13 protein-coding genes are annotated in these 13,513 nt (G+C 65.1%); 3 read left to right on the top strand and 10 right to left on the bottom strand.

Annotated elements, in window-relative coordinates; translation table 11 throughout:
• Window positions 1-12: 12 nt before the first annotated feature.
• The 3 genes from CCUG20998_RS20650 to CCUG20998_RS20640 are packed head-to-tail and all read right to left on the bottom strand — an operon-like array spanning window position 13 to window position 2,713.
• Window positions 13-1,350, bottom strand: coding sequence for an acetyl-CoA hydrolase/transferase family protein (locus tag CCUG20998_RS20650; protein WP_020729987.1), 1,338 nt, complete (start codon window positions 1,348-1,350; stop codon window positions 13-15).
• Window positions 1,350-1,877: a MaoC/PaaZ C-terminal domain-containing protein gene (locus CCUG20998_RS20645; RefSeq protein ID WP_012395734.1), complete on the bottom strand. Its 528-nt coding sequence runs from the start codon at window positions 1,875-1,877 to the stop codon at window positions 1,350-1,352. Before CCUG20998_RS20645 ends, CCUG20998_RS20650 begins: the two co-directional genes overlap by 1 nt.
• Window positions 1,865-2,713 (bottom strand): aldolase/citrate lyase family protein, encoded by an 849-nt coding sequence (locus tag CCUG20998_RS20640; protein WP_020729988.1) that lies wholly within the window; start codon window positions 2,711-2,713, stop codon window positions 1,865-1,867. Before CCUG20998_RS20640 ends, CCUG20998_RS20645 begins: the two co-directional genes overlap by 13 nt.
• Before the next feature lie 105 nt (window positions 2,714-2,818).
• Here CCUG20998_RS20640 and CCUG20998_RS20635 point away from each other — a divergent pair, with 105 nt between their 5' ends.
• Entirely contained in the window at window positions 2,819-3,721 is a 903-nt protein-coding gene (locus CCUG20998_RS20635) for a LysR family transcriptional regulator (protein WP_020729989.1), read from the top strand.
• Window positions 3,681-3,881 (top strand): helix-turn-helix domain-containing protein, encoded by a 201-nt coding sequence (locus CCUG20998_RS29015; RefSeq protein ID WP_081651057.1) that lies wholly within the window; start codon window positions 3,681-3,683, stop codon window positions 3,879-3,881. The genes CCUG20998_RS20635 and CCUG20998_RS29015 overlap by 41 nt, the downstream gene beginning before the upstream one ends.
• Window positions 3,882-4,111: 230 nt before the next feature.
• Here the strand turns inward: CCUG20998_RS29015 and CCUG20998_RS20625 are convergent, their stop codons facing one another.
• From CCUG20998_RS20625 to CCUG20998_RS20590, 7 genes are all read right to left on the bottom strand, one after another.
• Entirely contained in the window at window positions 4,112-5,902 is a 1,791-nt protein-coding gene (locus tag CCUG20998_RS20625) for a serine/threonine-protein kinase (RefSeq protein WP_012395731.1), read from the bottom strand.
• A 352-nt stretch (window positions 5,903-6,254) separates the two neighbouring features.
• The gene (gene embR, locus CCUG20998_RS20620) at window positions 6,255-7,415 is read right to left on the bottom strand and encodes an ATPase/transcriptional regulator EmbR (protein WP_020729991.1); all 1,161 of its coding nucleotides are present in this window, start codon (window positions 7,413-7,415) and stop codon (window positions 6,255-6,257) included.
• A gap of 336 nt (window positions 7,416-7,751) precedes the next feature.
• Window positions 7,752-8,462 (bottom strand): C39 family peptidase, encoded by a 711-nt coding sequence (locus CCUG20998_RS20610; RefSeq protein ID WP_020729993.1) that lies wholly within the window; start codon window positions 8,460-8,462, stop codon window positions 7,752-7,754.
• Between the two features lie 143 nt (window positions 8,463-8,605).
• Window positions 8,606-8,974 carry a DUF4189 domain-containing protein gene (locus CCUG20998_RS20605; RefSeq protein ID WP_015356740.1) on the bottom strand — a complete coding sequence of 123 codons (369 nt, stop codon included), beginning with the start codon at window positions 8,972-8,974 and terminating at the stop codon, window positions 8,606-8,608.
• An 83-nt stretch (window positions 8,975-9,057) separates the two neighbouring features.
• Entirely contained in the window at window positions 9,058-9,798 is a 741-nt protein-coding gene (locus CCUG20998_RS20600) for an LppX_LprAFG lipoprotein (RefSeq protein ID WP_015356739.1), read from the bottom strand.
• A 239-nt stretch (window positions 9,799-10,037) separates the two neighbouring features.
• Window positions 10,038-10,370: a DUF732 domain-containing protein gene (locus tag CCUG20998_RS20595; protein ID WP_012395726.1), complete on the bottom strand. Its 333-nt coding sequence runs from the start codon at window positions 10,368-10,370 to the stop codon at window positions 10,038-10,040.
• Between the two features lie 230 nt (window positions 10,371-10,600).
• Window positions 10,601-10,933, bottom strand: a complete 333-nt coding sequence (locus tag CCUG20998_RS20590; RefSeq protein ID WP_020729994.1) for a DUF732 domain-containing protein — start codon at window positions 10,931-10,933, stop codon at window positions 10,601-10,603.
• A 720-nt stretch (window positions 10,934-11,653) separates the two neighbouring features.
• Here CCUG20998_RS20590 and CCUG20998_RS20585 point away from each other — a divergent pair.
• Window positions 11,654-13,456 carry a PE family protein gene (locus CCUG20998_RS20585; RefSeq protein WP_116268056.1) on the top strand — a complete coding sequence of 601 codons (1,803 nt, stop codon included), beginning with the start codon at window positions 11,654-11,656 and terminating at the stop codon, window positions 13,454-13,456.
• Window positions 13,457-13,513: the final 57 nt, after the last annotated feature.

The following is a 13,513-nucleotide window of genomic DNA, read 5'->3' as shown; positions in this document are numbered from 1 at the left end:
CAAGGTTCCCTTCTAGATGAGGTGCATGTGTTGTGCGCACTCGGCTAGCCACGGTCGGTAGTCGGGATGCGCGAGCCCGATCAGCGCCTCGGCGCGGGCGGAACTCGACAGGCCCTTCAGATTGACGGTTCCGAACTCGGTAGCCACATAGTGTGTTTCGTTGCGCGGCGTGGTTACAGGTCCGGAAAGTCGCGGAACGATCTTGCTGATCGTCCCGCCGCGGGTGGTCGATGCGAATGCGATGATCGACTTGCCCCCGCGCGAGGCATAGGCACCACGCACGAAGTCCAGTTGACCGCCCGCGCCGGTGAACTGGTGCCCATTGACATGCTCGGAGTTGCACGCGCCGGTTAGGTCCATCTCGATCGTCGAGTTCACCGAGACAACGTTGTCGTTGCGGGCGATCACCGCAGGATCGTTGACATAGTCGACGGGGTAGCTCTCCAACTTGGGGTTGTTGTCCATGAATTCGTAGGTCTTGCGATCGCCGAGCGCGAAAGTGAAGACGGCTGCTCCCCGATTGATCGCTTTGTGTCGCCCGGTGACAACTCCTCGGCGCACCAGGTCGGCCAGCGCAGGGGTGAATACCTCGGAGTGGATACCAAGATCGTTACGGTCTCTTAGCTGTTCGCATACCGCTTGAGGCAGTCCACCCACGCCGATCTGCAGGCAGGCTTGCTCGGGCACTAGCGCGGCGACATGGGTTGCGATGACCCGATCGAGCTCGCTGATGGGGCGTTGCGGCAGCTCGGGTAAGGGGGCGTCGTTTTCGACGATGGCGTCGACCTCATCGACGTGCAGCATCGAGTGTCCGAAGACTCGTGGCATGTTGGGGTTCACCTCGACGATGAGGTGGCGGGCCTGCCGGGCCACCGAACTGGTGTAGTCGTTGTTGGTTCCGAACGTGAAGTAGCCTTGCTCATCCATCGGGGAGACCGTCACGATAGTTGTATCGACAGAGATGGTTTCGGTGAATAGCCGTACCGCATCGCTGAACGAATTCGGAATGAAATGCACAACTTTGCGTCCGTCGTGTTCGCCGTGGGCGATCAAGTCTCGCTCGGCGGCTTGCAGGAACATCGAGTTGGGCAGGAGCCGCCCCATCAATTTGTAACGCAGTACGGTATCGGCCATCGGCCGCTCGGCGTGGTAGTAGAAGAGCCGGACGCGATCGATCTCGCGGCGTTCGGCGCGGGCCGCGAGAGCCTGGAGCAGCGCGGGTGGCTGGCAGGCGGCTTGGCCGATTGCCACCGCCGATCCAGAGGTGACCGCCAGTATGGCGGTGTCGGGATCGGTTAGCTTGGCACGGTATAGGGCGGCGTGGTCCTTGACTGCTACGCAATTTTCCATCAGTAATTCGCCTCACCCGCGGGTGAACCGGCACGTTTGTAGATCAGCATGGTGCGTTCAAAGGTCATCACGACGACTCCGTCCTGGTTGGTCCCTTGGGTTTGAACCGACACAATGCCTTGGCTCGGACGACTTTTCGACTCGCGTTTGGCGAGCACGGTGGAGCTGGCGTAAAGCGTGTCGCCTGCGAAAACGGGGTGGCAGGCGCGAACGTTGTCCCACCCCAGATTGGCAACCACCTTGGCGCTGACGGTCCGAACACTCATCCCCGTCAGCATCGCGATGGTCAACGTGGAATCGACAAGCATCTTCTGCCACTCGGTAGCTGCCGCATAGCGTGCATCGAAATGCACGGGCTGGGTATTCATGGTCAGCAGGGTCATCCAGATGTTGTCGGTGTCGGTGATCGTTCGGCCTGGTCGATGCTCGAAAGTGTCGCCGACGACGAAATCTTCGTAGTACAAGCCCGCGGTTTCCCGGTACACGCCGGGTGCGACTTCCCGATAGGCCGAAATCAGCTCATGCATGGTTCCTCCTCGTTCACACCCTGAGCTCTGGCAAGGATGCCGCGCGCGCGGCGGGCCATCGCCTCGTCCACCATTCGACCGCCAACGGACCCGGCGCCTGCCTGAGCAGACTTCAATACCTCACGTGCCCAATTGATTTCGGATTGACCGGGAAGAAATCCGGAATTGATGAGCGCTACGTGATCGGGATGGATTGCCGCCTTCCCGGCGAATCCTTCTGCGACGGCCTCGCGGACGGCCTGGCGCAGTCCGGGTGTGTCGTCGATGTCGAAGAACGGGGCATCGATGACCGGTATCTTTGCGGCGGCGGCGTAGCTGAGGATGGTGCTGCGAGCATGTCGCACAACGGCGGCGGACGGTTCTGCGCCTAGGTCGGCTGCCATGTCGGCGCTGCCGAAGATGACTGCGTCGACCAGGCGCGGGTCGAGCGCGCAGTCCGGATTTGCCGCCACAACAGCGCTTTCGGCGGTCGCGATGAGTCGAGTTGTCTTCTGTGACTGCCGAAGCAGGCGTTTGACCAGGCCGATCTCGGCCGCGGACTGCACCTTTGGGAGCATCAGAAAATCTGGGTCGGCCGCAGAGTCGAGCAACGCGGTGAGGTCCCGCCAGCCATCCAGGGTATCGGGGGCATTGACCCGGATGGCCGCCATCGTCTTCGCCGGCGTTGTGGTGCAAAGAAAATTCAGCGCGTCCCGGCGAGCCTGCGCCTTGTCGCGGGGGGCCACCGAGTCCTCGAGATCGAGGATGAGTGCCTCGGCATGCACCGCTGCCGCGGTCGGGTAGTGCTGGGTATTGGTTGCCGGTGTGAACAACAAACTGCGCGGAATGGGTTTCATCTTGTGGTCTCCTCGGGGTCTACGAACACGCTAGGAACCAACCAGGTTTGCGTCTAGCACAAGGTTTCGAAGAACTGTTCAGTTTTGCGCAAGTATCCTGGGCCGGTGGAGCTCTATCAATTGCGCTACTTTCAGGCCGTTGCGGAATGCGGCACGCTTCGGGGCGCCTCCGAGCAGCTCTTGGTGTCGCAGTCTGCGGTGAGTCGTGCCATCACGCTGCTCGAGGCTGAGATCGGCGTGCAACTGTTCACCCGGCGAGGCCGCACCAACGAGCTCAATCGATATGGACAGGCTCTACTGGTGGGCAGCCGGCTGGCCCAACGCAGCGTCTCTTCGGCAATCGACAACGTGCGTGAGCTCGCCGGTGTCAGCGGCGGGACGGTAGCACTGGGCTTTCTTCACTCCCTGGGGATGCAGACGGTGCCGCACCTGATTCGCCTGCATCACAGCCGGTTTCCGCAGGCGCGGTTCGAACTGCATCAACGTTCCGGTCAAGGTGTGCTCAGCGACCTGGTCAGCGGTGTTACCGATGTGAGCTTGAGTTTTCCGGCCGCCTTCGAAGGCTACGGCGAGATAGCGTGGCAGACGCTATTCACTCAGCAACTTTATGCGGTGGTCAGCACCGATCATCCACTCGCCGGTCGCCGGCTGATCAGATTTCCCGAACTGGCCGCCTATCCGTTCGTGGTGCTCGACCGTGACCACACTTTGCGTCGCATCGTTGATGCGGCGTGCGCCCGCCACGGCATAGATCCGACCCTGGCGTTCGAAGGGACCGACGTCGGGACGCTGCGTGGCTTGATCGGAGCGAATCTCGGGGTCGGGGTGCTGCCGCAGGCGACGGCAAGGCCCACTGACATCGTCGAAATCGCGATTGATGATGCGCAACTGGTCAGGCCCATCGCGATCGGGTGGATCGCGGACAGATGTCTGCCTTCGTCGGCGGTCGCATTCCGCGAGACAGCCCTTGGCTGCTACGGTCACCGGGTTTCTGCGGCGGGAGATTAGGTCGAAGATCCGCGGGGTTCTCGATGCATTGACCCCTGCCGAGCCGGCACTGACTCTCGCCGAAATCCATTCTCGCACCGGCTTTCCCGCGTCTACCGTGCACCGACTGGCGGCGAACCTGGCAGACCTGCCGGAGCGGTTTCTCGTTTACCGCCGGTAAGCGTGACGAAGGTGCCGCCGGACTGTCCGCGCCGGTGTTCGATGATCAGCGGACCCAGCTTCCGGCTGCCCCGCAGCGGGCCCAAGGGTTGCTCGCCGACGTGCTAAGCGCCGTGGCGCAAGCCACGAGGATGCTCGGCGGTCGCCTGCCCCACTAGTGGGCCACGGCCGTCTGTTCCGGAACGCCACCCGGTGACCGCAGCGCCGATCGGCGCACCGGCGAGGCGTGGTTCACCCGTACTTCGCCCACCAGGTGTGGAGTTCGTCGAGGGTGGCCGGGTCTCCGAAGGCGTCGCTGAGCATCAGCTTGTCGTCGTTGCTCCAGATCACGTTCGGGTGGTTCTTGTAGGTCCCGCAGGCGATCATTCCGGCCGTCACGTCCGGTGTCCGGTCATAGTGCCACCCGTCGGGAGACGGGCCCTCGCCCGGACAATTGGCCAGATCCACCGCGGCAATGTCGTCGTTGAAGGCCTGCTTGAGTGCTTCCAGACTCGGGAACAGCCCATACACAGCGCGACTTGGTCCGCCATCGTTGGTGTTCTGCCCACAGTTGTACATCGCCACCGCCCCCGTCCAAACGCTGTTGGGTTTGGGCGTGGTTGCGGTGCAGACACCACTGGCGTAGCCCGACGGCAGGTAACTCAGCAACCGGGCCTGAGGGTCACCGGCCGGGGTGGTCGTCGTCTCGGGGCTGGTGGTCTCCGGTTTGGGGGAAGTAGTGGTGGTGCTGCCCGTAGTGCCGGGGCCCGCTTTGGGGGTGGAGTCGGAATTGGTCACCAGCCAGACGCCGATCCCGCCAACGATGAGGACAAACACCAGTGCGGCAACGCCGGCAACGATCGGCCAGGGATTGCGTTTGGGTGGCGGCTGGTTCCACGGCGTCGGCCCGACGGGTTGTTGCGGTGGCGTGCCTGGCGGCGTGCTTGCCCAGCTGCCGCTTTGGTAGTACTGCGGGACTTGGGCCGGTTGGTGTGCGGCCGGGATGGGACCGCTCGCGGGCGCCCACCCGGGCTGCCCGGTCGGTGCGGACTGCGGCAACGGCCCCGAACTGGCCGGATCGGCATACGGCATGGCCGGTGGCGGGGTGACGGCGGGCATGGTCGGCGGTTGGGGGGTGATCGCGGCGGTGCCGGGCAGCGTGGATTCCCGACTGCGCCGCAGGATGTCGGCCGCGTGGTCCTGATCGGGGTTGCTGAGTGCGTCATGGGCGGCGCGGGCCAGATCCCCGGCGCTCGCATAGCGTTCCTCGGGCTTTTTTGCCATGCCGCGGGCGATTACCGCGTCGAAGGCCTTGGGGATCCCCGAGCGCACCGTGCTTACTTGCGGGACAGGATCCATCAAGTGGGCGGTGACCAGCGTGCCTGCGCTGTCCGACCGGTAGGGCGGGGATCCGGTAAGGCACTCGAACAGCACACATGCCAGCGCATAGATGTCGGCGCGGTAGGTGACCTCTTCGTTGGCGAACCGCTCGGGCGCCATGTATTTCCAGGTGCCCACCGCGGTGCCCAACTGGGTCAGTTTCTCGTCGCCGGTGGCGCTGGCGATCCCGAAGTCGACCAGGTAGGCGAAATCGTCGCGGGTGATCAGGATGTTGGGCGGTTTGACATCGCGGTGCATGACCCCGTCGGCGTGCGCGGCGTCCAGCGCCGAGGCGATCTGGGTGATGATGGCCACCGCACGTGGCGGGGTCAGGGGGCCGAAGCGCTTGAGGATGCTGTCCAGGTCGGTGCCCTCGATCAGGCGCATCTCCAGGAACATCTGCCCGTCGATTTCGCCGTAGTCGTGGATCGGCACCACGTGGGGTTCCTGCAAACGTCCGGCGATGCGCGCTTCGCGCTTCATCCGCTCGCGAAACACCGGGTCTTTGCTGAATTCGGTGGTCATCAGCTTGACCGCCACTGTCCACTCTTTGACGGTGTGCTCGGCCTCGTAGACCTCGCCCATGCCGCCCCGGCCGAGGAGCCGTTTGAGGTGGTAAGGGCCGAACATCGACCCCACACGCGAGTCTGGCGCCTCGCCCATCGCTGACCTCCTCAACCCAACCCGAATCCTGCCGACTTTATCAACAGGCCCGACGTGTCGTCCCGAGTCCAATCACCGGCCCAGCAACCATTGACGGTAAGCCCTCGCTAGTCGGCTCGCATGAAAACGGCCACATCGCCCGGGTTCGCGGGTGCCGACCGGACGCGGTCAAAAGGTGGGACGGCGTCAGTGGGGCAGCCGGGCTGGTGCGGCCGGCCGGAACGGCTGCGGAGACGGAGGTAGCTTTGGCCAAAAGCCTTGTCGCGATCTCGGATTGCGTCGCAGGCTAGCCCGTCGGGCAAGCGTTGCGCGCCGAAAAGCATTGCTAAACAAACCGGTTGGATGAGCTGGCTCACCGGGGGTTTCGTGCGGTGAGCTGGAAGGTGAATTCGTGGTCGCAGATACGGATGTGGTCGCCATCGTTGAGCGTGACGGCGCCGCGGATCCGCTGGTGCTGTACATGCACTCCGTTGGATGACCGTAGGTCGTTGATGATGTAGTTGGTTCCGGTGTCGATGATGACGGCGTGGTGGCGGCTGACGTTCGCGCTGTCCAGGACGATGTCGTTGTCGCTGAGCCGCCCGATTCGGGTTGCCGCGGTCCGAATCGGGTAGTCGTGACCCGACGCGATGGTGTGCAAGTAGGCGACGGCCTGCTGGCCCGACACCATTGTGCGCTGGTCGAGCACCGTGACGGTGCCAACGGCGGTGGACTTGGCGTTCATCTTGGCGTCGAGTGGTTCCTGACGCAGGATTCGTTCATTGAGGGCCCGCAGGGTCGGGCCGGGATCGATGCCGAGGTCTTCGGCGAGGGTCGTCTTTACCCGGCGATAGGCACCTAGCGCGTCGGATTGGCGATCGGTGAGGTAGTAGGCGGTGATCAACTGCGTCCACAGCGGCTCGCGGTAGGGATGCTCGGCGGTCAGCGCTTCAAGTTCGGTGATCACCGCGGCCGCCCGGCCGCAGGCGATTTCGGCTTCCGCCTTCGCGGTATGGGCAAGGATCTTATCCTCGACCAGTGCGGTGGCGAACGCGTCGACGAACTGAAAGTCTCGCAGGTCGTCGAGTACGGGTCCACGCCATTGGGCCAACGCCCTCGACAAGTGCCCGCTGGCCTGCTCGAATTTGCCGGCCGCGGCCGCATGCACGCCGGCGGTCTTCTCGGCGATGAACCTCCCCAGATCGCACGTGCTATCCGGGATGCTGAGCCGGTAGCCCGGCGGGGCGGCGGCCAGCATGGCCCGTGGATCGACCCCGGCGCCACTGAGAAGCTTGCGCAGATTGGACACGTAGGAGTGAATGCTGGCCCGCGCCCCCGCCGGCGGCCACTCCTCCCACAGGGCGGTGATCAGTGAGTCGACCCCGACCGGCCGGTTGCGGTTGATCACCAGCATGGCCAGAACCGCGCGCTGCTTGGGTGTGCCCAGCGGCACCAGCTCGCCGTCGATAGTCATCTCCAACGGTCCGAGCAGACCGAATTCGAGACGTTTGTCCACCATTGCGCTACCAGCCATTCCGGGTCCTCCGCGGCTTCACTCGCGTTCGCATCCCTAGCAGTCGGGTGTCATTACTGGTTTGTCGTTACTGGTTATTGTGGTACCAAGTTCGCCGATGCGGTGAGAACCGGGGATCCCGGCACGTCGGCGAGGTGTCGGGGCCGTCCGGCATCGGTGTCGGCCGTTGGTTCTGGCCGCAGATGGTTACCACGATGGCCGTTGAAATGCCCGCGCTGCCAAGACGATCACTGGTGTTGCATGCGAATTGTCTTGGTGTGCTTGCGAACATGCCAGTGCGGGCGGCCGGTCCGGTGCGTGTGCACCGGGCGGGCCGCCCGCGGTGGTGATCGATGGTCAATTGCTGGCTTGGGTGGTCACGGCCATGAAGTCTTGGCTGGTGGCCCATGCCTGCATGAACAGGGCCATCGGGACCTGCTCGTCGCGCCCCTCGTCGCTGCCGCTGTCGTTGAGGTGCACGACCCCGTTGGCGGTGTCGACACCGGTCACGACCACCGCGTGGTCAGAAACCGGGTTGCCGGCCTCGTCCTTGTTGTCGATGGTCACGCCCCAGATCATTTCGGCGTTGACACTGACGATCACCGCGCGACCGTTGCCCAGGTGGTGCTCGAGGGCCTCCATGCCGGTGAGGACTCCGTTGCTCGGGGCGTTGTCCAGGTCGGTAAGAACAGCGTCGATGCCGTAGTGCGCCAGCAACGTCGCGATGTCGGCCTGGCTGGTGCCCTGGCCCGAGTTCGGGTTCTTGGTGTCGGCCGGCTTGGTGTAGATCGACCCGGGGTGCACGGCGCTGGGGGTCGTCTGGGCCACCTTGATGATGGCCTGCTCCGAGGGCTCCCTGCCGGTCACCTGACCGACCACGTCGGCGACGGCCATGATGAGGCAGTCGTCGTATTTCTGGTAGCGCCAGTACTTGGCGGCAGCCGCTGGGTCGCCGTACATCGTGCCGGACGCTGCACCGGCCGGGCTGGCCAGTCCCAGTGCAACGGCACCGGCGGCGATCGCGAAGGTGGCTGTCTTGAGGGCGGTGGCGATCTTGTTGATCTTCATCGTCTGTCCTTTTCTCAGTTCCGCGGGTGCGGAGTGGGCGTTGAGAAAAGGTTCTTATGTAGGCCTTTTTGTTATCTCCACGAATTCTTGGGGTGATCTGCTGCCCGCCGGTCGACGGTGGTCATCGCATGGGTCGGGCAGGTTCAGTTGCATGCCCAGGTGTCGATGTAGCCGCCCCCGAGCTTGCTCAGCGCGTCTTTCATCGCGGCGCTCAGGGTGGGCCCGACACCGCCTTCGAAAGTCTTGCCGTCGGCAGCCACCGCCCCACACGCAGTGAAGGTGGTGAGCACTTTGCAGTCGGAGTAGCCACATAGTTTGACGGCGGTTGCTTCGGCGGCCGCTCGGGTCGGGTAGTGCGACGCTCGTCCCCAGGAGCCGTCGCCGGAGTAGGCGATCGCGCCGTATTGGTCGGCGGCATCAGCGACGGGTGCGAGCGTCAGGGTAGTTGCCGTGGCGGTAGCCACACTGGCGACGGCCACCGCTAACCGCCGCCGACGGGAGATCGTCGTCATTGGTGAGTCCTTTCCAAGTGCCGGTGCTCCGGCGGTTTCAACGGCTTGCGATGAACTGCGATGAACTGCGCTCACGACAATGGCTAGACCGGCTTGGTTGCGGTGACCTGCTTGCCCCAGTCGGACATGGTCAGCGTCACCGATGTGGCCGGGGTCGGCAGGATCTTGATCTGCACCAGGTGAGAGGAGCCGTCGGTAGCTATCCAGACGGTGGTGGGCACCGTGGTGACGTCCGCGGAGGTAAGCCGCGAGCCGGCAAGCGTGGCGATGTCGTCCGCGGCCGAGTTCCCGGTGATCTTGGTGGTGGCCACACCGTTCACCTGCTCGCTGCCGGTGACGGATGCTTCCTTGAGGTTGGCCAGCAGGTTGGCCAACCCCTGGTTGGGGTCAAGCAACACCGAAACGTTGTAGATGGATGCCCCGTCACCAAAATCGGTATATGTGCCGGGCTGTCCGAGGTCCGAATACAGATGACCGTCGACATAGACGAACTTCGCGTCCTCTTGTTTGTTGCCGACGAGCATCGTCGCGCTTCCGGTGGCCACGGTCTGCGGTGAGTTGGAAATGTCGCCCTCGAGCTTGGTCACGCGCAAGTTCGGCACGTCGCCGTCCACCGTGAGGTTCACATGCATTCCGGTGACCTTGCGCATGGCCTCGGCGGCCTGCTTGAGGATGGTGGCCGCCTCGGCGCTACTGGTGGTGACGGTGGTGCCGGTGGCCGTCCCGGGTCCGCCGGAACCACCGTTGCTCGAGCAGCCCCCGATCGCGAGCACGACTGCCAATGTGACGGCGGTGGCGACAACGGAACGAGGCGGATGCTTCATCGGAATTCTCCTTATGTTGGCCCACGGCATTGTCCTGCTTAGCAATCTGTGAGCAGCACAGTCAACAATCCACCACCGAACTCGAAGGGCCCGAGTGGGTGTGAAAGCTTTGGGTGCAGATCCTTGCGGGCACTGGGATTGCGGATCCGCCGGCAAGTCCCCAAGCTCCGCTTTCGGACCGGAAACGACGGATGCGGGGATCCGGAAATCAGGATCCCCGCACGCCCGGTCGGTTGGTCCTAGGTCAGCTGGCTGGCGTATTCGGGGCAGTAGACCTTGGTAGCGTCCACGACGAAGTAGGCCGCTTGCTTGGTGGTCAGGTTGGTCTGGCTGAGGATCTCCTCGGCGATGTCGGTGCCCGTCTTTCCGCTGGCCAATTCCTGGCAGACCTGGTGGCCCTGGCGCACGGCCGACTGAGTTGAGGAGAAGGTGACGCCGACTCCCTTCATCTGGGCGATGAAGGTCTCGTCACCGGTGCTGGCGTTCGCGGCGCCGGCGCCGGCGATGGCGAGGCCGATTGCGGCGGCGCCGATTGCGGTGGTGATGGCTGCGGTGATGCGCGGTGAGAACATGGTGGCGATCCTCTGTCGGTGATTTTCGTTGGTGATTTCACCTTGAGGCCGGCGCCTTGGCGGATTCTAAATAAGTTCTTGGCAAGTTCTTGGCGCCCGTCCGCCAACCCGCCTCGGCGATGATCGGCACACTGAGATTGATTTGAAAAGCACTGTCGCATAATTGAACTCGCCGATAGCAGGCCGAAGCGGGGATCCCGGGCCGGGATCCCCGCGTGGTTGGCGAAGGGCTAGGCGAGCTGGCTGGCGTACTGCGGGCAGTAGTCCTTGGTGGCGTAGACCACGAAGTAGGCCGCTTGCTTGGAGGTCAGGTCGGTCTGGCTGAGGATTTCCTCGGCGATGTCGGTGCCCGTCTTGCCGCTGGCCAATTCGGTGCAAACCTGGTGACCTTCCCGGTCGGCCGCCTGAGGTGAGGAGAAGGTGACCCCGACCGACTCCATCTGTGAGATGAAGGCGGTGTCGTCGGTGCTGGCCGCAGCGCTGCCTGCGGTCGCGATGGCTAGCCCGACGGCGGCTGCGCCGATTGCGGTGGTGATGGCTGCGGTGATGCGGGTTGAGAACATTGCTGAGGTCCTTTGCTCTGGTTTCCCTGGCTGGATGACCCCAGCATCGGGCCGGCCGCTCCAAGGATTCTCAACAACTTCTTGGCGCACTCCAGTGGTGGCGTCGCGGCGGCTGCGCGCCGGCACCGTGGCTAGCCCGCGCGAGCTCGATCCGCGCCATTGGCCATATGCCGCTCCCGTTGCCGGCATTGGGCTGTAGCGCTGCATCGTTGACCTGGATCACGACTTCGCGGCCGCTCCTGCGTGGTTCCTCCCGGCAAATGCCCTGATGGATCTATAAGCAAGGAGAGCAACCGAATTCTGGTGGTAGGCGTTGTGTCCGACCGTGATAGTTGCGGTGCTCGGCACAGTTAGTCTGGCTTCGGGGTGGACGATAGTGGACGTCAGTGTGGCTCAATGCGAGCAATTTTCGCGTTTGATGGCTAGGCAGCGAAGTTGGGCTGTCTTCGGTGTCGACTGCGGTTGGCGGTCAGTGTGGCGCAATGCGAGTGGTTTTCGAGTTTGGCGGTTGGACTGCGAAGTATCTGCTGGTCACTGCCTGGATGGCTATCGTGGCCAATGTTGCTGAACGTGAATGCTTTTCACATTTTGTGTGGCGATGACAAGTTAACCAAAATGCGACATATGTTGCGTAGGAAGACGATACGATCCGCTTCGGCGCATCGTGCGAAGAAGACAGCGCGGCTGCTGGGGTGAACACGAGCAGGTGGGAGGGTTGTGATGTCGTTTGTCGTTGTCTCGCCAGAGGTATTGGCGGTGGCGGGCAGGGATCTAGCAAGCATCGGCTCGGCGATCAGTCAGGCTAACGTCGCCGCCGCGGCGCCGACCATGGGCGCGCTGGCCGCGGGTGCCGATGAGGTGTCGGCGGCGGTCGCCGCAGTGTTTTCCGGACATGCCCAGGCCTATCAAGCGCTCGGCGCCCAAGTGGCGGCGTTTCACGACCAGTTGGTAACCGCCCTTGACGCGGCTGCGGGGAAGTATGCAAGCGCGGAGGTCGCCAACGCCTCGCCGTTGCAGGCAGCGCTCGACGTGGTCAATGCGCCCACCCAGGCGCTGTTGGGGCGCCCGTTGATCGGCAACGGCGACGATGGGGTGGCGGGGACTGGACAGAGTGGAGGCGACGGCGGGATCTTGTACGGCAATGGGGGCGACGGCGGCTCCGGAGCGTCCGGCCAGATCGGCGGTACCGGTGGAAGCGCGGGGTTGATCGGCGCCGGCGGAACAGGTGGGGCCGGGGGGCTTGGCGCGGCCGGGGGTGCCGGTGGCAACGGTGGCTGGCTGTTCGGCCAGGGCGGGGCCGGTGGGATCGGCGGTAGCGGTGCGGCCGGGGGTGCCGGCGGCAACGGCGGGTGGCTCTACGGCGATGGCGGCGCCGGCGGGCAGGGTGGGGCGGCCGCGGCGGGTATCGGTGGCGGCGACCCCGGGCAAGGGGGCAACGGTGGCAACGCCTACCTGTTCGGCAACGGCGGCAGCGGCGGGCAAGGTGGCACCGGCCTGGCCGGCGCGGACGGCGTGAACACCTCCAACGGCACAGCCGCCCTCGGCACGTGGGGCAACGGCATTACGACCTCGACCGGTGATGCCAACGGCGGTAACGGTGGCAGCGGTGCCGATGGGGGCTCGGGGGTGACCGGAGGCACCGGTGGGGTCGGCGGGTTCGCCATCAATGACGGCAGCGGTGACGCCTATGGAGGTTTCGGCGGGACCGGCGGCAACGGCGGGGCTCCCGGAGCTTCGGGCGGCGATGGTGGACAGGGCGGGCCTGCCGTCACTTCCAGCGGCAGCGCCTATGCGGGTATTGGCGGGACCGGCGGCAATGGAGCCAGCGGCGCTTCCGGTGGCACCGGCGGGACCGGCGGCGGCGGGGGTAACGGTGGTCGTGGCGGGATATTGGTCGGCGACGGCGGCATCGGCGGTACCGGGGGCACCGGGGGCACCGGCGGCACCGGCGCCACCGGGGGCGCCGGGGGGACCGGCGGGGTTGGTGGTTCCGCCGGCTCGACTGACGGCGGCGTGGCAGACGCCAATATTGGCGGCGACGGCGGCATTGCGGGCACCGGCGGCGATGGCGGGACCGGCGGGACTGGCGGGGTTGGCGGCAAAGGTGGTGACGGTGGGCTGCTGATCGGCAACGGCGGCGGCGGTGGTGTGGGTGGCGACGGCGGCGCCGGCGGTACCGGCGGCATCGGCGGCGCCGGGGGGAATGGCGGAGTTGGCGGTGACGGCAGTTCGTCTGGCACCGGGGCCGGCGGCTCCGGCGGCGGCGCCACCGACGGCGGAACCGGGGGCGACGGCGGCTCCGGCGGCGGGTTCGGCACCGGCGGTGCCGGTGGCACTGGCGGGTGGTTGATCGGTCACTCGGGTACCAACGGCATCGGTGGGACTGGCGGTGCGGGCGGCGCCGGCGCTGTCGGTGGCGACGGTGGCGTGGGTGGCGATCCAGGCGTCGGGACAACCTACAACGGAATCAGCGGCCATAACGGCGTGCAGGGCGGTACCGGCGCCGACGGCGCAGCGGGCTGACCCGGTACGGTTACCGCGCGCTTTGGCGCCACCACCGCCAGCGGGGCTGCATCGCCA

Origin of the sequence: Mycobacterium marinum (genome assembly GCF_003391395.1) — a bacterium.
Classification (GTDB): Bacteria; Actinomycetota; Actinomycetes; order Mycobacteriales; family Mycobacteriaceae; genus Mycobacterium; species Mycobacterium marinum.
This window is presented reverse-complemented; position numbering and strand designations above follow the sequence as displayed.